This window comes from Pseudomonas sp. Root329, from assembly GCF_001424925.1.
Lineage (GTDB): Bacteria > Pseudomonadota > Gammaproteobacteria > Pseudomonadales > Pseudomonadaceae > Aquipseudomonas > Aquipseudomonas arabinosi.
Genome location: NZ_LMCV01000023.1, coordinates 25,882 through 44,926 on the forward strand (window position 1 = coordinate 25,882; position 19,045 = coordinate 44,926).

The 19,045-nt window shown below is 58.5% G+C and carries 15 protein-coding genes; 5 read left to right on the forward strand and 10 right to left on the reverse strand.

What is annotated here, in order from left to right; all coding sequences use genetic code 11:
- Nucleotides 1-263: 263 nt before the first annotated feature.
- The gene (locus ASC74_RS18030; protein ID WP_056742891.1) at nucleotides 264-1,847 is read left to right on the forward strand and encodes a peptide chain release factor 3; all 1,584 of its coding nucleotides are present in this window, start codon (nucleotides 264-266) and stop codon (nucleotides 1,845-1,847) included.
- Nucleotides 1,848-2,032: 185 nt separating this feature from the next.
- On the opposite strand, the gene ASC74_RS18035 is transcribed toward ASC74_RS18030, so the two are convergent.
- Entirely contained in the window at nucleotides 2,033-2,398 is a 366-nt protein-coding gene (locus tag ASC74_RS18035) for a nuclear transport factor 2 family protein (protein ID WP_056742892.1), read from the reverse strand.
- A gap of 513 nt (nucleotides 2,399-2,911) precedes the next feature.
- On the opposite strand from ASC74_RS18035, the gene ASC74_RS18040 reads away from it, so the two are divergent.
- On the forward strand, nucleotides 2,912-4,141 hold the full coding sequence (locus ASC74_RS18040) for an MFS transporter (RefSeq protein WP_056742895.1): 1,230 nt from the start codon (nucleotides 2,912-2,914) through the stop codon (nucleotides 4,139-4,141).
- A gap of 165 nt (nucleotides 4,142-4,306) precedes the next feature.
- Entirely contained in the window at nucleotides 4,307-4,552 is a 246-nt protein-coding gene (locus ASC74_RS18045) for a hypothetical protein (RefSeq protein WP_056742897.1), read from the forward strand.
- A gap of 176 nt (nucleotides 4,553-4,728) precedes the next feature.
- On the opposite strand, the gene ASC74_RS18050 is transcribed toward ASC74_RS18045, so the two are convergent.
- From ASC74_RS18050 to ASC74_RS18090, 9 genes are all read right to left on the reverse strand, one after another.
- The gene (locus tag ASC74_RS18050) at nucleotides 4,729-5,709 is read right to left on the reverse strand and encodes a peptide ABC transporter ATP-binding protein (protein WP_046045819.1); all 981 of its coding nucleotides are present in this window, start codon (nucleotides 5,707-5,709) and stop codon (nucleotides 4,729-4,731) included.
- Nucleotides 5,709-6,677, reverse strand: coding sequence for an ABC transporter ATP-binding protein (locus tag ASC74_RS18055; RefSeq protein WP_046045820.1), 969 nt, complete (start codon nucleotides 6,675-6,677; stop codon nucleotides 5,709-5,711). Before ASC74_RS18055 ends, ASC74_RS18050 begins: the two co-directional genes overlap by 1 nt.
- 10 nt (nucleotides 6,678-6,687) lie before the next feature.
- Entirely contained in the window at nucleotides 6,688-7,599 is a 912-nt protein-coding gene (locus ASC74_RS18060; RefSeq protein WP_056743242.1) for an ABC transporter permease subunit, read from the reverse strand.
- A gap of 13 nt (nucleotides 7,600-7,612) precedes the next feature.
- Nucleotides 7,613-8,623 (reverse strand): ABC transporter permease subunit, encoded by a 1,011-nt coding sequence (locus ASC74_RS18065; RefSeq protein WP_008148942.1) that lies wholly within the window; start codon nucleotides 8,621-8,623, stop codon nucleotides 7,613-7,615.
- A gap of 74 nt (nucleotides 8,624-8,697) precedes the next feature.
- Entirely contained in the window at nucleotides 8,698-10,293 is a 1,596-nt protein-coding gene (locus tag ASC74_RS18070; protein WP_056742899.1) for an ABC transporter substrate-binding protein, read from the reverse strand.
- Between the two features lie 79 nt (nucleotides 10,294-10,372).
- The gene (locus ASC74_RS18075; RefSeq protein ID WP_056742901.1) at nucleotides 10,373-11,794 is read right to left on the reverse strand and encodes an OprD family porin; all 1,422 of its coding nucleotides are present in this window, start codon (nucleotides 11,792-11,794) and stop codon (nucleotides 10,373-10,375) included.
- A gap of 173 nt (nucleotides 11,795-11,967) precedes the next feature.
- The gene (locus ASC74_RS18080; protein WP_056742903.1) at nucleotides 11,968-13,569 is read right to left on the reverse strand and encodes an ABC transporter substrate-binding protein; all 1,602 of its coding nucleotides are present in this window, start codon (nucleotides 13,567-13,569) and stop codon (nucleotides 11,968-11,970) included.
- 309 nt (nucleotides 13,570-13,878) lie between these two features.
- Nucleotides 13,879-15,504, reverse strand: coding sequence for an ABC transporter substrate-binding protein (locus ASC74_RS18085; protein ID WP_056742905.1), 1,626 nt, complete (start codon nucleotides 15,502-15,504; stop codon nucleotides 13,879-13,881).
- Nucleotides 15,505-16,077: 573 nt separating this feature from the next.
- Nucleotides 16,078-16,794: an SIMPL domain-containing protein gene (locus tag ASC74_RS18090; protein WP_056742907.1), complete on the reverse strand. Its 717-nt coding sequence runs from the start codon at nucleotides 16,792-16,794 to the stop codon at nucleotides 16,078-16,080.
- A gap of 318 nt (nucleotides 16,795-17,112) precedes the next feature.
- Here ASC74_RS18090 and ASC74_RS18095 point away from each other — a divergent pair, with 318 nt between their 5' ends.
- Both ASC74_RS18095 and ASC74_RS18100 read left to right on the forward strand, forming a co-directional pair.
- Nucleotides 17,113-18,375 (forward strand): ATP-binding protein, encoded by a 1,263-nt coding sequence (locus ASC74_RS18095; RefSeq protein ID WP_056742908.1) that lies wholly within the window; start codon nucleotides 17,113-17,115, stop codon nucleotides 18,373-18,375.
- The gene (locus ASC74_RS18100; RefSeq protein WP_008148925.1) at nucleotides 18,368-18,934 is read left to right on the forward strand and encodes a response regulator transcription factor; all 567 of its coding nucleotides are present in this window, start codon (nucleotides 18,368-18,370) and stop codon (nucleotides 18,932-18,934) included. Before ASC74_RS18095 ends, ASC74_RS18100 begins: the two co-directional genes overlap by 8 nt.
- The last annotated feature ends 111 nt before the right edge of the window (nucleotides 18,935-19,045 follow it).

Below are 19,045 nucleotides of genomic sequence, written 5' to 3' on the forward strand. Positions count from 1 at the left end.
TTAACAGCATTTAGCTACCACGCATCTCATCTTGCCGCCCGTAGCAGCTGTCGAGCCTGCGAGGCTGCGTTCGGCGGCGGAGCCGTCGTAGAGTTCACTCACGCGGTCTGCCTGATACACCGCAGCGTCAGGTTTTACGACGGCTTCGCCGCCGAACGCAGCCTCGCAGGCTCGGCAGCTGCTACGGGCGAACGGTGGTCCGTAAGGCTCGGTTTGCGCTATACTCGCCGCCCTTTTTTGAATCACCTGCCAGGCGATTTCCCATGACCAAACAGGCCGCCGAAGTCGCGAAACGCCGCACTTTCGCCATTATTTCCCACCCCGATGCCGGTAAAACCACCATCACCGAGAAGCTCTTGCTGATGGGCAAGGCGATTGCGATTGCTGGCACGGTGAAATCTCGCAAGTCTGACCGCCATGCCACCTCCGACTGGATGGAAATGGAAAAACAACGGGGTATTTCCATTACCACGTCGGTCATGCAGTTCCCGTATCGCGACCACATGATCAACCTGCTCGACACCCCGGGCCACGAAGACTTCTCCGAAGATACCTACCGCACCCTGACGGCGGTTGACTCGGCCTTGATGGTTCTCGACGGCGGTAAGGGTGTAGAGCCACGCACCATCGCGCTGATGGACGTCTGCCGTCTGCGTGACACGCCGATTGTGAGCTTCATCAACAAACTCGACCGTGACATCCGCGACCCGATCGAACTGCTCGACGAAATCGAAGCGGTCCTGAAGATCAAGGCAGCGCCGATCACCTGGCCGATCGGTTGCTACCGCGATTTCAAGGGCGTTTATCACCTCGCCGACGACTACATCATCGTGTACACCGCTGGCCACGGCCACGAGCGCACCGATGTGAAAATCATCGAGAAACTCGACTCCGATGAAGCCCGCGCGCACTTGGGCGACGAGTACGATCGCTTCGTCGATCAGCTGGAACTGGTGCAGGGCGCCTGTCACGAATTCAATCAACAGGAATTCCTCGACGGCCAACTGACCCCGGTGTTCTTCGGTACTGCACTGGGCAACTTCGGTGTCGATCATGTGCTCGACGCCGTGGTCAACTGGGCGCCGAAACCGCTGGCCCGTGTCGCCAACGAGCGCACTGTTGAGCCAGTTGAAGAGAAATTCGCCGGCTTCGTGTTCAAGATCCAGGCGAACATGGACCCGAAACACCGCGACCGTATCGCCTTCATGCGTATCTGCTCCGGCAAATACGAAAAAGGCATGAAGATGCGCCACGTGCGCACCGGCAAAGATGTGCGGATCGGCGATGCGCTGACCTTCTTCTCCTCCGAGCGTGAGCAACTGGAAGAAGCGTTTGCCGGCGACATCATTGGTTTGCACAACCACGGCACCATCCAGATCGGCGACACCTTCACCGAAGGCGAAGTCCTGGGCTTCACCGGCATTCCGCACTTCGCCCCGGAACTGTTCCGTCGCGTGCGTCTGCGCGATCCGCTGAAATCCAAGCAACTGCGTCAGGGGCTGCAGCAATTGGCGGAAGAGGGCGCGACCCAAGTGTTCTTCCCGACGCGCAGCAACGACATCATCCTCGGCGCCGTCGGTGTGCTGCAGTTCGATGTGGTCGCCAGCCGTTTGAAAGAGGAATACAAGGTCGAGTGCTCCTATGAGCCGATCACCGTTTATTCCGCGCGCTGGATCGATTGCAGCGATAAGAAGAAGCTCGAAGAGTTCAGCGTCAAGGCTGTGGAAAACCTCGCGATTGACGGCGGCGGTCACCTGACCTACCTGGCCCCGACGCGGGTCAACCTGGCGTTGATGGAAGAGCGCTGGCCGGACGTGAAATTCAGGGCGACGCGTGAGCATCACTAAGCGCTGATCGGCTACATCAAAAACCCCGTTGCGAAAGCAGTGGGGTTTTTTGCTGACCCGATTTCAGCCAGTTAAGCGAAATCCCTGTGGGAGCGGGCTTGCTCGCGAAAGCAATAGACCCGCCAACAGAAGTGATGAGGCTGATGGCCCCTTCGCGAGCAAGCCCGCTCCCACAGGTTTTGTGCTCACTGCTGCAGGATAAATGTCCCTTGATGGAAAACCATCTGCCATTGCTCATCTTGCTTACGCCAAATCGAACAACGCAAGCTGTTGGCAGGGGCGCGCTGGCTGCTGGTGGCGGTGTGACAGTGGTAGGTCACAAGCACGGTGTGTTCTGACAGCTGTTTGACTGCGAATTCGCTGATCGTGCGTTTGGTAAAGGGCTGATCGGGCAAATGCTCGACTAGGTCGGCTTTGGTCCAAGTGCTGCCGCTGGCGCCAAACTCGATGAAGTCGTCGGCGATCAGAAGGGCGATTTCTTCGGCATCGCACCGAACATCTTGCGACTGGAGGCGTTGTTCGAGTTGCAGCAGTGTCTGCGATAGATCCATGGCGGTAGCCTTTGTCTGAGTGCTCACTCTCAGCTTGCGTAGTTAGGGCTTGTGCTTTACTCCACGGCTGTGGATCAGCCGGATGTCTTCCTTGAACTGTTCTCTAAATCCTTTCAAGCGTTCATGGCGAATCTGTGCCAGACGTTGCCTCGCGCGAGGCTTCAATCCTGCAAGGAATTATCATGGTTCGCAACGACCCAGATTTCTGACAGGCTGCGTGCATTGATCTTGAGTATGTAGGAGCACGGCTTGCCGGCGATGGCGGTTTCGAAATTGTCATCGCGAGCAAGCTTTGCTCCTACGGGTTGTGTGGTGCCCCTGATCTTTGATCAGTACCAAGCGATCTGCGTGTGAGGTTTTTCTGTAGGTATTTTCCCGTGATTTCGTAGCTTGACTCTGGTTTTCCATTATCGGGGCTTTTCCTCGCGACAATGAACTCGTCGACGTCTAGTGTTCAGAGGACATTTCGCAAGCAGCGACTTTCCACGAGCAGGAGCACAAGGGATCAATGGAATGACAATTCGGCTGACTCACCTGCTGCGGCTGGACGGCTATTTCTGCACCATGGCCTGGGTGCTGGCGGCGCTGCTTTTCATCAATCGCTTGAGCAGCATGGTCAAGCTGTTCATGGCGCTGTACCTGCGTCAGGAACTGGGGCTGGCCATTGAAACAGTCGGCTGGCTGCTGTCCGCTTATGGCGCCGGACTGCTGATCGGTTCGATGCTGGGTGGATGGCTGAGCGATCATGTGCCCACGGCGCGGCTGACGGCTGCGCTGTTTTTTGCCTCGGTGTGGACGCTGGTCTTGCTCGGGCTGACCACGCAGGTGCCGCTGCTGGCAGGTTTGCTTTTGCTCAGCGGGACACTCGACGGAGCTATTCGTACGCTGCATCAGCGGCTGATCATGGAGTACTGCGAGGTGGCGCAGCGTCCTCGCGCGCAGACCTTGAGCCGTGTCGCCAGAAACCTCGGAATGGCTGCCGCTGGCTTGGCGGGCGGGGTGCTGGCGCAGACCGATTTTCGCTGGGTGTTTTTTGTCAGCGCGGCCATGACCCTGCTGGCATTGCTTTGGTTTGTCCGCACGACATGGCATCGACCAGTGCTGATTCCTGACGAAACGCCCGATGTCGGCACAGGCACAGGCGTCCCCTATCGAGATCGACCGTTCCTCTGGTTGCTGGCAGCAGTGATCCTGCTCGGCATGGCGTTCGACTCGATCTACAGCATGCTCGGCAATTACCTGCGGGATTACTACCGGTTGAGCACTGAAGCCATCGGTTGGCAGTTCGGGCTCAATGCGATGCTGATTGTGGTATTGCAAATACCGCTTTCGCACTGGGGTGAACGCTGGGGCGCGCGCCGGCAACTGGCGGCGGGATGTGTGTTGCTGGCGGTCGGACTCGGCATGTTGCCGCTCGGTTCCGGGGTGTTTTACGCCTGCCTTTCGACTGTGGTCTGGACCCTGGGGGAAGCCCTGTTCATGCCGCCGCTGAATGTACTCGTCATGCAGCACGCGCAGGCCGGAAAAAGCGGCCAGTACTTCGGCCTGTTCTTCATGTGCTGGAGTGCGAGCGCGCTGCTTTCGCCTGTGCTTGGCGGGCAGCTTTACGGTCATTTCGGTGGCCACAGTGTCTGGCTCGCAAGCGCGGCGCTGGCGGTGTTGTCCATACCGCTGTTTTATCAAGCAACACGTTTGTCGGAGCGGCAACGGGTTCTCTCCTCGGCGCACGGCGAGCCTGCTTAACTTAGCTGATCTGGTTATAGACATTATGCAAAACCAATCTCCCTCTCGGCGGCATTCTGTCCATTCGTTAGCGTCCTATCTGGAGAATCGGGTGAATCGGAACTAGATTTCACACAGCGCCAGACAAGCACCCCATGCACCACTCAAGAAAGGATGGAATCGGCTATGAGCATTTTTCAACGCATTGTGCTGTTGCTTAAGGTTTTGGTGATGCTGTCCGTTGGTATGTCGGCGGCGTGGGCCGAGTGCGAGGATCACGGAGAGCAGGCTTCGAGTGGGCCGGTGGCGCACAGTGGCATGATGATCGCCAAATCGGAATCCGAGCCCGGTGATCAGGGGCAGGGCGGCAGCGCTGACGATGACGACTCGACTACTGATGAACCGGACACTGACGAAGATGAAGGGGCTTAAATGACAGGCAAAAGAAAACCCCTCCTGCTCGACTGATGCGCAGCCGGGGCAGAAGAGGTTATTGAACAGCTCAGATATCCCTGTGGGAGCGAGCCTGCTCGCGAAGGCGTTTTATCAGTCACCACCAATGTCGACTGAAAGACTGCTTTCGCGAGCAGGCTCGCTCCCACATTTTGTTACGCGGCGCCGTCGAGAAACTGCTCGGCGTAGTGGCAAGCCACCTGGCGGCTGTCGAGCAGGCGCAAGGCCGGCTCTTCAGTGCTGCAGCGCTCGGTCGCGTACGGGCAGCGCTTGTGGAAAGCGCAGCCGGACGGCGGGTTCAGCGGGTTGGGCAATTCACCGACGATCTTGATTTTCGGCTTGTTCGGGTCCGGGTGAATGGTCGGGGTGGCCGACAGCAACGCCTGGGTGTACGGGTGCAGAGGACGCTCATAGATGTCGTTTTTCGGACCCATTTCCACCGGGCGACCGAGGTACATTACCATCACGTCATCGGCGACGTGTTGCACCACCGCCAGGTTGTGGGAGATGAACACGTAAGCGGTGTTGAACTCTTGCTGCAAGTCCATGAACAGGTTCAGCACCTGCGCCTGAATGGACACGTCCAGCGCTGAGGTCGGTTCATCCGCGACCAGCACTTTAGGCTGCAACATCATCGCGCGGGCCAGGGCGATCCGCTGACGCTGACCACCAGAGAACATGTGCGGATAACGCTGGTAGTGCTCAGGACGCAAGCCCACCTGCTTCATCATCGCCTGCACTTTCTCGCGACGTTCGGCGGCGGAAAGGTTGGTGTTGATCAGCAGCGGCTCGCCGAGCTGATCACCGACTTTTTGCCGTGGGTTCAACGACGCGTAAGGGCTCTGGAACACCATCTGCACGTCTTTGCGCAGTTGCTTGCGCTGAGCCTTGTCGGCACCGGTGACTTCCTGCCCGGCGATTTTCAAGGAACCGGAGGACGGCTCTTCGATCAGCGTCAGGGCACGGGCCAGGGTGGATTTGCCGCAGCCCGATTCGCCGACGACAGCGAGGGTCTTGCCGGCTTCCAGTTCGAACGACACACCATTCAGGGCGCGAACGGTCGCATGGCCCTTGAACAGGCCACGGGACACTTCGTAGTGACGGGTCAGGTCGCGGGCGGTAAGTACGACGGCCATTACGCCACCTCCTGATTCAGCGGGTAGAAGCAGCGGGCGAGGCTGTTGCTTTTCGGGTCAAGGGTTGGACGTTGCTGACGGCAGGTATCCTGCACATACGGGCAGCGCGGCGACAGCAGGCAACCCTGCGGACGGTCATAACGACCGGGAACGATGCCCGGCAGCGTCGCCAGGCGCGTGGCGCCCAGGCTGTGTTCCGGAATCGCCTTGAGCAGCGCTTCGCTGTACGGATGCGCCGGAATGTCGAACAGCTGAGGCACCTGACCCACTTCGACCGCTTGGCCGGCGTACATCACGCACACGCGCTGAGCGGTTTCGGCCACGACCGCGAGGTCGTGAGTGATCAGCACCAGGCCCATGTTCTGCTCTTTCTGCAGGGCCAACAGCAGGTCCATGATCTGCGCCTGAATCGTTACGTCCAGTGCTGTGGTTGGTTCGTCGGCGATCAGCAGTTTCGGTTCGCCGGCAATCGCCATGGCGATCGCAACACGCTGGCTCATACCACCGGAGAGTTGATGCGGGTAAGCATCCATACGGCTGGCGGCGCCCGGGATTTCAACTTTTTCCAGCAGTTCGATGGCGCGCTTGCGGGCTTGCTTGCCGGACATTTTCAGGTGCAGGCGCAGCACTTCTTCGATCTGGAAACCGACGGTGTAGCTCGGGTTCAGCGCGGTCATCGGGTCCTGGAACACCATGGCCAGGTCTTTGCCAACAATCTGCCGACGCTGACGGTTGCTGAGTTTGAGCATGTTCTTGCCATCGAAATTCAGGGCGTCGGCGGTGACGATCCCCGGATGTTCGATCAGGCCCATCAGCGCCATCATGGTCACGGACTTGCCGGAACCCGATTCACCAACGATGGCCAGCACTTCGCCCTTGTCCACGGTAATGTCGAGACCGTCGACCACCGGAACGGCGTTCTTGTCGCCGAAGCGAACGTTGAGATTCTTGATTTCTAACAGTGACATTTGAATCTCCTCAGGCGGCGTTCTTGAGTTTCGGGTCCAGCGCATCGCGCAGGCCGTCGCCCATCAAGTTGATTGCCAGCACGCTGAGCAAAATGGTCAAACCAGGCAGACTGACGACCCACCAGGCGCGTTCGATGTAGTCGCGAGCCGAAGCCAGCATGGTGCCCCACTCAGGGGTTGGCGGTTGTACGCCAAGGCCGAGGAAGCCCAGTGCGGCGGCATCGAGGATCGCCGAGGAGAAACTCAAGGTCGCCTGAACGATCAGCGGCGCCATGCAGTTAGGCAGCACGGTGACGAACATCAGGCGTGGCAGATTGGCACCGGCCAGGCGCGCGGCGGTCACGTAGTCGCGGTTCAGTTCGCCCATCACCGCGGCGCGGGTCAGACGAACATAGGACGGCAACGAAACCACGGCGATGGCAATAATGGTGTTGATCAGGCCAGGGCCGAGGATGGCGACAATCGCCACCGCCAGCAGCAGGGACGGCAGGGCCAGCATGATGTCCATCAGACGCATGATGGTCGGGCCGAGCAAGCGCGGGAAGAACCCGGCGAACAGACCCAAAAGGATGCCCGGAATCAGCGACATCACCACCGACGACAAACCGATCAGCAGGGACAGGCGCGAACCGTGGATCAGCCGCGACAGCAGGTCGCGACCCAGTTCATCGGTGCCGAGCAGGAACTGGATTTGCCCACCTTCCAGCCAGGACGGCGGGGTGAGCAGGAAGTCGCGGAATTGCTCGCTCGGGTTATGCGGCGCGACCCAAGGGGCGAACAGGGCGCAGAAAATCACCAGCAGCATGAACAGCAGGCCGGCGACGGCGCCTTTGTTCTTGGAGAACGCTTGCCAGAATTCTTTGTATGGAGACGGATACAGCAGACTTTGATCGACTGCTACCGCTGGAATTGAAGTGGTCATGGTCATAATGATCTCAGCGCTGGTGACGAATGCGTGGGTTGGCAAAGCCGTAGAGGATGTCCACCACGAAGTTGACCAGAATCACCAGGCAGGCGATTAACAGGATGCCGTTTTGCACCACGGGATAATCCCGTGCGCCAATGGCTTCGATCAGCCATTTGCCGATGCCGGGCCAGGAGAAGATGGTTTCGGTCAGGACCGCACCGGCCAGCAATGTGCCGACTTGCAGGCCAACCACGGTCAGTACCGGAATCAGCGCGTTACGCAGGCCGTGAACGAACACCACGCGCGACGGCGACAGGCCTTTGGCGCGGGCGGTACGGATGTAGTCTTCACGCAGCACTTCGAGCATCGAAGAACGGGTCATCCGCGCGATCACTGCCAGCGGAATGGTACCGAGCACAATGGCCGGCAGGATCAGGTGGTGCAGCGCATCGAAGAACGCACCGACGTCATCGGCCAGCAGCGTGTCGATGAGCATGAAACCGGTCCGCGGCTCGATGTCATAGAGCAGGTCGATCCGCCCGGACACCGGGGTCCAGCCCAGGGACACCGAGAAGAACATGATCAGGATCAGGCCCCACCAGAAGATCGGCATCGAGTATCCCGCCAGGGAGACGCCCATCACCCCATGGTCGAACAGGGATCCTCGCTTGAGTGCCGCGATCACACCGGCCAGAAGGCCCAGGATGCCGGCGAACAACAGGGCGGCCATGGACAGTTCCAGGGTCGCGGGGAATAGAGAAGTGAATTCGCTCCAGACACTTTCACGGGTACGCAGGGATTCGCCGAGATCGCCGTGGGCCAGTTTGCCAACGTAATCCAGGTATTGGGCATACAGGGGTTTGTTCAGACCTAGGCGTTCCATTGCCTGAGCGTGCATTTCGGGGTCGACTCGACGTTCGCCCATCATTACTTCCACGGGGTCGCCAGGAATCATGCGAATCAACGCGAAAGTCAGCAAGGTGATGCCGAAGAACGTGGGGATCAATAACCCCAATCGGCGGGCAATAAAACTAAACATCTTGTGGTGTACCTCATCAGCCGGTTAGGCGTGCCTGGCGTCCCTGGGGTCAGGGACGCCGGGAGTTTTCTTATCTACTTCACCTGGGTGGTGGCGAAGTTATTAGTGGTGAGCGGGCTAATGTGATAGCCCTCTACGTTGTTGCGCATTGCGGTGAACATACGGGTGTGCGCCATACTGATCCAAGGTTGGTCCTGGTTAAAGACTTCTTGGGCTTGCTCATAGAGCGCTGCACGTTCCGCCGGGTTAACTTTAGCCCTGGCTTCATCGATCAGCGTCTGGAACTTCTCATTGCACCAACGTGCATAGTTTTCGCCGTTTTTGGCGGCCTCGCAACTGAGCATAGGCGTCAGGAAGTTATCCGGGTCGCCGTTATCGCCCGCCCATCCGGCAGACACCATGTCGTGCTCGCCGTTTTTCGCGCGCTTGAGCATTTCGCCCCACTCCATGACGCGAATATCGACCTTGATCCCGACCTGGGCCAGGTCGGCCTGCATCATCTGTGCGCCGAGCATCGGGTTCGGGTTGGTTGGACCGCCGCCGTTACGGGTGAACAGGGTAAACGTAGTGCCATCCGGCACGCCGGCTTCCTTGAGCAAGGCGCGAGCCTTGTCCAGATCACGTGGTGGATTCTTCAGGTCGTGGTTGTAGCCCAGCAGGGTGTCCGGGTACGGATTGACCGCCACGGTCGCATTGCCTTTGCCGAACAGCGCGTTGACGTATGCGGCCTTGTCGAAGGCGATATCGATGGCTTTACGTACGCGCACATCGCTCATGTACTTGTGCGAGGTGTTCATGGCGATGTACGAGACCGTCATCGCGTTCAGTTCATCGACACTCAGTTTGGCGTCTTTCTTGATGCTCGGAATGTCATCTGGCTTTGGATACAGCGCAATCTGGCATTCGTTGGCTTTCAGTTTTTGCAGGCGCACGTTGTTGTCGGTGGCGATGGCCAGGATCAGCGAATCAGCCGGTGGCTTGCCACGGAAGTAATCCGCGTTGGCCTTGAAGCGGACTTGAGCGTCCTTGTTGTAACGCTGGAAAACGAACGGGCCGGTGCCGACAGGCTTGTTGTTCAGGTCGCCGGTCTTGTTGGCCTTGAGCAGCTGGTCGGCATACTCGGCGGAGTAGATCGAGGAGAAGGCCATGGCGATGTCGGCCAGGAACGGCGCTTCGCGGCGGGTCAGGGTGAAGGTGACCGTGTTGTCGTCGATCTTCTCGACACTTTTGAGCAGTTCCTTGAAGCCCATGCTTTCAAAGTACGGGAAGCCCACGCTCGACAGTTTGTGCCACGGGTGATTCGGGTCCAGCTGACGCTGGAAGCTCCAGACCACGTCGTCAGCGTTCATGTCGCGGGTCGGCTTGAAGTATTCGGTGGTGTGGAACTTGACGCCTTTGCGCAGGTGGAACGTGTAGGTCAGACCGTCTTCGCTGATGTCCCAGGAGTCGGCCAGTGCCGGAATCACTTCAGTGGTGCCGGGCTTGAAGTCCGCCAGACGATTGAAGATGGTTTCGGCCACCGCATCGGCGGTGACTGCAGTCGTGTACTGGACCATGTCGAAGCCTTCCGGACTGGCTTCGGTGCAGACCACCAGGGGTTTGGCCGAGACGCCAACAGCGACACTCAGCAACGCGGCCGCGATGGCCGCACGTAGGGGAAGCATTTTCATCAAAGAACCCTCTGCAATCGGTTGAACTGAAGAAAACCAAACGGCCGACTCGTCATGAGTCAGCCGCAGGCGTGCGTTTTTACAGAATGTTGAACGGGATGGTGGTCACGAGACGGAACTCGTTGATGTTGCCATCAGCCTGGTTTTCGCTGGCACGGTGAGTGGTGTACGACGCGCGAATGGCGGTGGCCTTGAGTGGGCCGCTCTGCACGGCGTAGGACGCACCAATGCCGTATTCGTAGTGGGTTTCGCCGTCCATCAGGCTCAGGTCGCCGCGCTTGGCGCCCGGATCGGTGTAAGCCGTGCCGCGGTAGTGAGTACCGTCAATACCCCAGCCGCGAGCCTGGTAGATGTTGAACTTCAGACCGGGTACGCCGTATTCAGCCATGTTGAGGCCGTAGGCGATTTGGAAGGACTTCTCGTTCGGGCCGTTGAAGTCCGACAGCAGGGAGTTGGCCAGGTAGATGCCGTTGGTTTCGTGCAGGTAGTCGAAGTACTCGTTACCGTTCACTTCCTGGTACGAGAAGGTCAGGCTGTGGGCCTGGTGAGTCAGGCCGAGCGACAGCGAGTAGGTGTCGTTGTCGATCTCACCCATCAACTTTTTGCCTTCGTCGACGGTTTTGTAGTAGTTCAGGCCGGTGGTCAGGCTCAGCACCTGGCTGTCACCCAGTTCGTGGGTGGCGCCGAAGTAGTACTGGTTCCAGAAGTCTTCGACGTTGGCGCCGTACAGGCTGGTTTTCAGGCTATTGAACGGCTGGTAGTTCACGCCTGCGGTGTAGACCTTGTCGGTTTCAACGCCGGTGGCGGAGTACTCGCTGCGGAACTTTGACAGGCTCTGTTCGGTACGTGGCGAAACGCGGTCGAAACCGGCCAGGTCGAACGACAGGTTGTTGAATTCTTCGCTGTGCAGGCTGATACCTTCAAAGCTCGAAGGCAGCGGACGGTTGCCGATGACGTCGACGATCGGCGTGCTGAAGTTCTGGCGACCGGCGGTCAGCGTGGAGTTCGAGACACGAAATTTGACGTTGGCCAGGCCCAGTTTGCTCCACTGGTCTACGGCATCGCCGTTGGAGTCTGCCAGGGTGCGGTTGGAGCCACCTGCAATGTCCTTGCGGTCACGGTCCAGAACGATGGCGTTGTAGGCGGCGACTTCGGTGCTGACGCCAACGGTGCCTTGGGTGAAGCCCGAGGAGTAGTTGACGATGGTGCCTTGAACCCAGTTGATACGACGTTGTGTCGGGGTTTTAGGGGCGGTCGGATCGTTCTTCACGCTGTTTTTCTTGTAGCTGAAAGTGTCGTCACGACGTTTCAGTTCGTTGGCATACCAGTTACGCGTTGTGCCGCCCAGGCTTTGTCCATCGATAAAGCCTTTGGCCTCGCTTTGGGCGCTACTGCCGGCCAATGTGGTAGGGACGAACTCCTGACTTGCAGGTTCTGCGTACGCTGTGGCGGTGATGCTGCTGATGGCCAGGGCCAATAACGCGGTGCTACTCAGTTTCATGGGGTGAAGCTCCTTTCTTTCTTTTTTTAATGCCGGTCTTTTTTGGTGATCCGGCTATTTGGTTTCGAACTCATACAAGGCATCGCAAACGTTTGCTGTAGGCCGGATTGACGAATTACGGCAATACGCTTGCGTGAGGGCGGAATCCGCCCCCAGCGTTTTTGGCTAATCGGTTATTTTTCTATGCTGACGCCCGAGAACACGTTACGACCGAAAGGACTCACCTTGAATCCTTCGATTTTGGCGCTCAACGGCTGGTTAACCGTCGAGTGGGCGACTGGCGTAATCGGCACCTGCTGCTTGAGGTACTGCTGCGCCTGTTTGTAAAGCACGGTGCGCTGGTCGCGGTCGGTGACGACCTTGGCCTGCTTGATCAGCTTGTCGTAAGCCGGGTCACACCACATGGAGTAGTTGTTGCCGCCAATGGCGTCGCAGCTGTAAAGCGTGCCGAGCCAGTTGTCCGGGTCCCCGTTGTCACCGGTCCAACCGATCAGGCTGACGTCGTGCTCGCCATTCTTGGTGCGCTTGATGTACTCGCCCCATTCGTAGCTGACGATCTTCACTTTGAGGCCGATTTTTGCCCAGTCAGCCTGGAGCATTTCGGCCATCAACTTGGCGTTGGGGTTATACGGGCGCTGGACCGGCATGGCCCAGAGGGTAATTTCAGTGCCTTCTTTCACGCCGGCAGCCTTGAGCAATTCCTTGGCTTTTTCCGGGTTGTAGGCGGCGTCTTTAATGGTCTCGTCGTAGGACCATTGGGTCGGTGGCATGGCGTTGACCGCCAGTTGACCGGCGCCTTGATAGACGGCGTTGAGAATCCCTTGCTTGTTCACCGCCATGTCCAGCGCCTGGCGCACTTCGAGCTGGTCGAAAGGCTTGTGGCGCACGTTGTAGGCGATGTAACCGAGGTTGAAACCGGGCTTCTCGATGAGCTTGAGTGTCGGGTCGTTCTTCAGCGCGGTCACGTCGGCAGGGCGCGGGTGCAGGGTGATCTGGCACTCGTTGGCCTTGAGCTTCTGTACCCGCACCGAGGCATCGGTGTTGATGGCGAAAATCAGGTTCTCAAGCTTGACCCTGCTCGGGTCCCAGTACTGTTTGTTGCCGGTGTAACGGATGTTGGAATCTTTCTGGTAGCTCTTGAACACGAACGGCCCGGTGCCGATCGGCTTCTGGTTGATGTCGCTCGGCTTGCCTTCGGCCAGCAGTTTGTCGGCGTATTCGGCGGACAGGATGGCGGCGAAGCTCATGGCGATGTTCTGGATGAACGCGGCGTCCACGCTGTTGAGCGTCATGACCACGGTCAGCGGCCCGGTCTTCTCGACCTTGGCGATGTTCTTGTTCAGGCTCATCCCGTTGAAGTACGGGAACTCGGTCGGATAAGCCTTACGGAAAGGTTGCTGCGGATCGAGCATGCGATTGAACGTGAACAGCACGTCATCGGCGTTGAAATCACGGGTCGGCGTGAAGTATTTGGTTGTGTGAAATTTCACCCCTTCGCGCAGGTGAAAAGTGTATTTGAGGCCGTCCTCGGAAATATCCCAGCGAGTGGCCAGGCCTGGTACGACATTGGTGGCGCCTTTTTCGAACTCTGCCAGTCGGTTGTACAACGGCTCGGCGGCGTCATTGTCGGTCGCAGTGGTGTACTGCGCGGTGTCGAAGCCAGCCGGGCTGCCTTCGGAGCAGAACACCAGGCTGTTATTGGCGGCCTGGCTGATGGACGTGGCGGCCAGCAGGCCGGTGCCCAGCAATGCGGATAAAACCAAGGTATGGCGCATGACGCTCCCTTTTCTCTTTCTCTAAGTGTTTTTCAATGACCCGCCGCCTCGTCCGGGGACGTGGAGGCATCATTGATCTCAAACCATGACAGGCAGCAGTAACCGAGAGCCCACGCACGAACTGGTCAGATCCCGACGGTAGAAGCCGTGGGTCTGGCAGTAAATGCGTAGAGTCCTAAAGACTCGTAGGAAATGGCAACGCGTCCGACGCCGCTGCTGTAATGCTCAGCGGAATTGGATGTAGGTGGTTTCCTACTTTCTCGGCAGATAAAGCAACGGCGACGTTAAAAACGTCGCCGCTGCAAAACCTTATTTGCTGACGCTGACGCCGTAGAAGGAGTTCAAGCCAAACGGGCTGATCTTGAAGTCCTGCACGTTGTCGCGCATGGGTTGGAACACCGTCGAGTGAGCGATAGGTGTCATTGGAACGGCATCTTTGAGGACGTGTTGCGCCTGTTTGTACAGTTCGGTGCGCTTGGACTGATCGGTCGTGCGCTTGGCTTCTTTTACGATGCCGTCGAACTTCTTGTCGCACCACTTGGAGAAGTTGTTGCCTTGCAGGGAGTCGCAGCCGAACAGCACGTTCAGCCAGTTGTCCGGGTCACCGTTGTCGCCGCTCCAGCCAATCAGCATCGCGCCGTTTTCGCCGCCTTTGGAGCGCTTGATGTACTCGCCCCACTCGTAGGTCACGATCTTGGCCTTGATACCGATCTTGGCCCAGTCGGACTGCAGCATTTCAGCCATCAGCTTGGCGTTCGGGTTGTACGGACGCTGTACCGGCATCGCCCACAGGTTGATCTCGGTGCCTTCCTTGACGCCGGCTTCCTTGAGCAGCTCTTTGGCTTTCTCAGGGTTGTACGGCGCATCCTTGATGGTGGTGTCGTAAGACCACTGGGTTGGCGGCATGGCGTTGACGGCCAGCTGACCAGCACCCTGATAAACGGAATCGATGATCTGCTGCTTGTTGACGGCCATGTCCAGCGCTTGACGCACTTTCAGTTGGGCCATCGGGTTCGGCTGATCGCTGCCCTTGATCTTGTCCATCACGTTGTAGGCGATGTAACCCAGGTTGAAACCAGCCTGGTTAGGCACTTTCAGAGTCTTGTCTTCCTGAAGAGCCTTCAGGTCGGCCGGACGAGGGAACAGAGTGATCTGGCACTCGTTCTTCTTCAGCTTCTGGATACGCACCGACGGGTCGGTGGTGATGGCGAAGATCAGGTTGTCGATCTTGACGTCGTCAGGCTTCCAGTAGTCCTTGTTCCCGGTGTAGCGGATGTTGGAGTCTTTCTGGTAGCTCTTGAACACGAACGGACCAGTGCCGACCGGCTTCTGGTTGATGTCGGCGGCTTTGCCTTCTTTCAGCAGCTGGGCGGCGTACTCGGCGGACTGGACGGAAGCGAAACTCATGGCCATGTTCTGGATGAACGCGGCGTCGACTTCTTTCAGGGTGAACTTGACAGTTTTGTCGTCGACTTTATCGATCTTGGTGATGTTGGTGTCCATCCCCATGTCGGTGAAGTACGGGAATTCGGTTGGGTACGCCTTACGGAACGGATCATCCTTGTTAATCATGCGATTAAAGGTGAACAGCACGTCGTCGGCGTTGAACTCACGAGTCGGCTTGAAGTACGGGGTGGTGTGGAACTTGACGCCTTCACGCAGGTGGAAGGTGTAAGTCAGGCCATCATCGGAGATGTCCCATTTGGTCGCCAAACCAGGAATAACGGCGGTGCCGCCGCGCTCGAACTGAGTCAGACGGTTGAACATGGTTTCTGCAGAGGCGTCGAAGTCGGTTCCGGTGGTGTACTGACCAGGATCAAAACCGGCCGGGCTCCCTTCGGAGCAAAACACCAGGTTAGTCGCCGCTTGGGCGAAAGGTGCGCTAGCTAACAAGCCTGCGCCGACTAAAAACGGAATGACCGCGTGTTTAAGCATGGTGGCCTCATGATTTGTTGTCATTTTTGGAATTAGAGGACGACCTCGTGAGTCGTGCCTGCGGATACTTATGCAGGGGCCATACCCAATGCAAGATCCTGAGCGACCACAGGCGTTAAACAGTGGCACGAACGTACCTTAATGTCGCATTTGTATAAATTCACGCACATTTGACCGTTTGCGCAGGTTTTTTTCAGTGCATATGGCGCACCTGTACGGGGCGATCTGGACGTTTTGCGCACCCGATTGGAGCGCGGTGTTACTTATTTATACCCATCATTGAGGGGTGTGAACGGGAGTGCGGGCGTGAATGAGATTGAGTTCTGGTTTGGCAGGTAGGTGCTTGTTGTTTAAAGGGTTGTTGTGTCTGTGGGGGCAGATTGTTCCGTTACTGTTTGTCAGTGGACATCTGTGGGTGATGCTGGCTTTGGGATTTGGTGGGGGCTGCGTGGGCGTGTTGGTAGTACCGGGGGTGCAACCTTTGCTGCTTGCTGGTCCGACTTGTCTTTGCGCAGGCAATAAAAAAACGGCGATCACTTTGGTGATCGCCGTTTTTGTGTACGGGTTATCGAATCAAGGCATCAACACTTCAATTGAACCATCCGCCGTCATGCTCACCTGGCTCGTACCCGCCTCAACCTCAGGCGTCACCGGTGCCGAGTCCATGCTCGCCGCTTTCATCATCATCGGCGCGCGCATGTACGGTTGTGGATAACCGTTGCTGTTCAAGTTCAGGTTAACAATTCTATAACCCTTGCCGCCCAGTGCATCGGTCGCCAGTTGAGCGCGGGCCTTGAAGGCTGTCACGGCTTCTTTAAGCAGTGCATCTTCGCTGGCCTTGCGGGTTGGTGTGGCGATGGCGAAGTCCATGCCGCCCATTTTCAGGTCGGTGAGCAGTTCGCCGGTCAGTTTCGACAGCGCGGCGAAGTCGGAGCTTTCCAGGCGCAGTTCGGCGCGTTCGCGCCAGCCGGTGATTTTCTGGCCCTTGGTGTCGTAGATCGGGTAGCTGTTGCGGCTGCCCTGGCGCAGGGTGACTTCCTTGACCTGTTTGGCCTGGGCCAGCGCTTTGTTCATGGTGGTGCTGACGTCGGCGGCGAGTTTGGCCGGGTCGGTGTTTTGTTCTTCGGTGTAGAGGGTCACGATCATCAGGTCGCGGGCCACTTCCTGACTGACTTCGGCGCGCAGGGCGATCTGGTTGTAATGAAGTTCGTCGGCGGCCAAGGCCGGGAGGCTGACGACGGTGCCAACGCTAAGGGCAAGAAGGGCGGCGCTGCGGCTGAAACTGTGCATGAAAACTCCTTGGACGGTGCGCAGGGGTTAAGGTCCGAGCCTGCGTGAAACCATCAGACTCTAGCTTTTATGATCCGGTTCGCACAGTTACAACTTCTATACAGATGGATAGACGGTGACCGCTGCGCGGCCAATCGCGAGCAGGCTCGCTCCCACATTGGAACGCGTTCACCTGTGGGAGCGAGCCTGCTCGCGAAGGCGGCCTTATAGTCGCAGCCGGTTTTTTTGCCATGTGGTCGTTTGCCGCACTTGCGCCTCTGACGGCGTGGCTTGGTTATACTCCGTGCGATCCGCCTGGAGCGCTCATCAGGAGAGCTCATGCTCGCCCCCGTTCAAATCACTTCCGCTACTCGTCAGAATCTCTGGCGGCTGACGTTCATCCGCACATTGGTGTTGGCCGCTCAGGCCGGTTCCGTGGGTCTGGCCTACTGGCTCGACTTGCTGCCGCTGCCTTGGTTCCAACTGGCCGCAACCCTTGGTTGCTCGATGTTGCTGTGCGCGTTCACGGCGATTCGCCTGCGCACCACATGGCCGGTTACCGAACTCGAATACGCCGTGCAACTGGCCTGTGACCTGTTTATCCACAGTGCCTTGCTGTATTTCTCCGGCGGGTCGACCAACCCCTTCGTCTCTTATTACCTGGTGCCGCTGACCATCGCGGCGGTGACGTTGCCTTGGCGTTACTCGGTGATTCTGTCCGGTATCGCGTTGACGATGTACACCTTGCTGCTGGCGCGCTTCTATCCGCTGCAAACCTTCCCGATCGCTCGGGAAAACCTGCAGGTGTACGGGATGTGGCTGAGTTTCGCCCTGGCCGCGGCGGTCATCACCTTCTTCGCCGCACGCATGGCCGAAGAGCTGCGCCGTCAGGAAGAACTGCGTGCCATCCGTCGCGAAGAGGGCCTGCGCGATCAGCAACTGCTGGCCGTCGCCACTCAGGCCGCCGGTGCTGCCCATGAACTGGGCACGCCGCTGGCGACCATGAGTGTGTTGCTCAAGGAAATGCGTCAGGACCATCACGACCCGATGTTGCAGGACGACCTGAGCGTGCTGCAGGATCAGGTCAAACTCTGCAAAGAAACCTTGCAGCAATTGGTGCGCGCCGCCGAGGCCAATCGTCGATTGGCGGTGGAGATGCAGGACGTCACCGATTGGCTCGACGAAGCCCTGAATCGTTGGCACCTGATGCGCCCGGAAGCCAGTTATCGCTTCCAGCGCTTGGGCCAAGGCACCGTGCCGCGCATGGCGCCGCCACCGGACCTGACCCAGGCGCTGCTGAATTTGCTCAACAACGCCGCCGACGCTTGCCCCGAAGGGCTGCAAGTGACGCTGGACTGGAATGCCGAGGACTTGACCATCAGCATCCGCGACCACGGCGCCGGTGTGCCGCTGGCCATCGCCGAGCAGATCGGCAAACCATTTTTTACCACCAAGGGCAAAGGTTTCGGCCTGGGCCTGTTTTTGAGCAAGGCCAGCGTGACACGCGCCGGCGGCTCAGTGAAACTCTACAGTCATGAGGAAGGCGGCACGCTCACCGAGCTGCGCCTGCCCCGTGTCGCCCGAGGAGACGAACATGAGTGACGAGATCCAAGTCGAAGGCGAAGGCGAAGAACTGCCGCATTTGCTGCTGGTCGACGACGACGCAACGTTTACCCGGGTGATGGCCCGTGCCATGGCCCGCCGCGGCTTTCGCGTCAGCACCGCCGGTTCCGCCGAAGAAGGCCTGACCATCGCTCAGGCCGACTTGCCGGACTACGCCGCGCTGGACCTGAAAATGGACGGCGATTCCGGCCTGGTGCTGTTGCCCAAGCTGCTTGAGCTGGACCCGGAAATGCGCGTGGTGATCCTCACCGGTTACTCGAGCATCGCCACCGCCGTCGAGGCGATCAAGCGCGGCGCCTGCAATTACCTGTGCAAACCGGCGGACGCCGATGACGTGCTGGCCGCGCTGCTCTCCGAGCATGCCGACCTCGACACGCTGGTGCCGGAAAACCCGATGTCGGTGGATCGCCTGCAGTGGGAACATATCCAGCGCGTGCTGACCGAGCACGAAGGCAACATCTCCGCCACTGCCCGCGCCCTGGGCATGCATCGGCGCACATTGCAGCGTAAATTGCAGAAGCGGCCGGTTCGGCGTTGAGCGGATGTTGTTGGGGGAAGATCAAAAAGCGACACTCGATGGAGTGTCGCAACATGGTTAATGTACCTTTTGCGATAACTTCAGCTGGTTTCAAATGGGTCTGGCTGTCGA

Excerpts from the sequence above, each read along its gene's own strand:
- ASC74_RS18030 (WP_056742891.1), top strand. The coding sequence starts at position 264 with ATGACCAAACAGGCCGCCGAAGTCGCGAAACGCCGCACTTTCGCCATT.
- ASC74_RS18035 (WP_056742892.1), bottom strand. The coding sequence starts at position 2,398 with ATGGATCTATCGCAGACACTGCTGCAACTCGAACAACGCCTCCAGTCG.
- ASC74_RS18040 (WP_056742895.1), top strand. The coding sequence starts at position 2,912 with ATGACAATTCGGCTGACTCACCTGCTGCGGCTGGACGGCTATTTCTGC.
- ASC74_RS18045 (WP_056742897.1), top strand. The coding sequence starts at position 4,307 with ATGAGCATTTTTCAACGCATTGTGCTGTTGCTTAAGGTTTTGGTGATG.
- ASC74_RS18050 (WP_046045819.1), bottom strand. The coding sequence starts at position 5,709 with ATGGCCGTCGTACTTACCGCCCGCGACCTGACCCGTCACTACGAAGTG.
- ASC74_RS18055 (WP_046045820.1), bottom strand. The coding sequence starts at position 6,677 with ATGTCACTGTTAGAAATCAAGAATCTCAACGTTCGCTTCGGCGACAAG.
- ASC74_RS18060 (WP_056743242.1), bottom strand. The coding sequence starts at position 7,599 with ATGACCACTTCAATTCCAGCGGTAGCAGTCGATCAAAGTCTGCTGTAT.
- ASC74_RS18065 (WP_008148942.1), bottom strand. The coding sequence starts at position 8,623 with ATGTTTAGTTTTATTGCCCGCCGATTGGGGTTATTGATCCCCACGTTC.
- ASC74_RS18070 (WP_056742899.1), bottom strand. The coding sequence starts at position 10,293 with ATGAAAATGCTTCCCCTACGTGCGGCCATCGCGGCCGCGTTGCTGAGT.
- ASC74_RS18075 (WP_056742901.1), bottom strand. The coding sequence starts at position 11,794 with ATGAAACTGAGTAGCACCGCGTTATTGGCCCTGGCCATCAGCAGCATC.
- ASC74_RS18080 (WP_056742903.1), bottom strand. The coding sequence starts at position 13,569 with ATGCGCCATACCTTGGTTTTATCCGCATTGCTGGGCACCGGCCTGCTG.
- ASC74_RS18085 (WP_056742905.1), bottom strand. The coding sequence starts at position 15,504 with ATGCTTAAACACGCGGTCATTCCGTTTTTAGTCGGCGCAGGCTTGTTA.
- ASC74_RS18090 (WP_056742907.1), bottom strand. The coding sequence starts at position 16,794 with ATGCACAGTTTCAGCCGCAGCGCCGCCCTTCTTGCCCTTAGCGTTGGC.
- ASC74_RS18095 (WP_056742908.1), top strand. The coding sequence starts at position 17,113 with ATGCTCGCCCCCGTTCAAATCACTTCCGCTACTCGTCAGAATCTCTGG.
- ASC74_RS18100 (WP_008148925.1), top strand. The coding sequence starts at position 18,368 with ATGAGTGACGAGATCCAAGTCGAAGGCGAAGGCGAAGAACTGCCGCAT.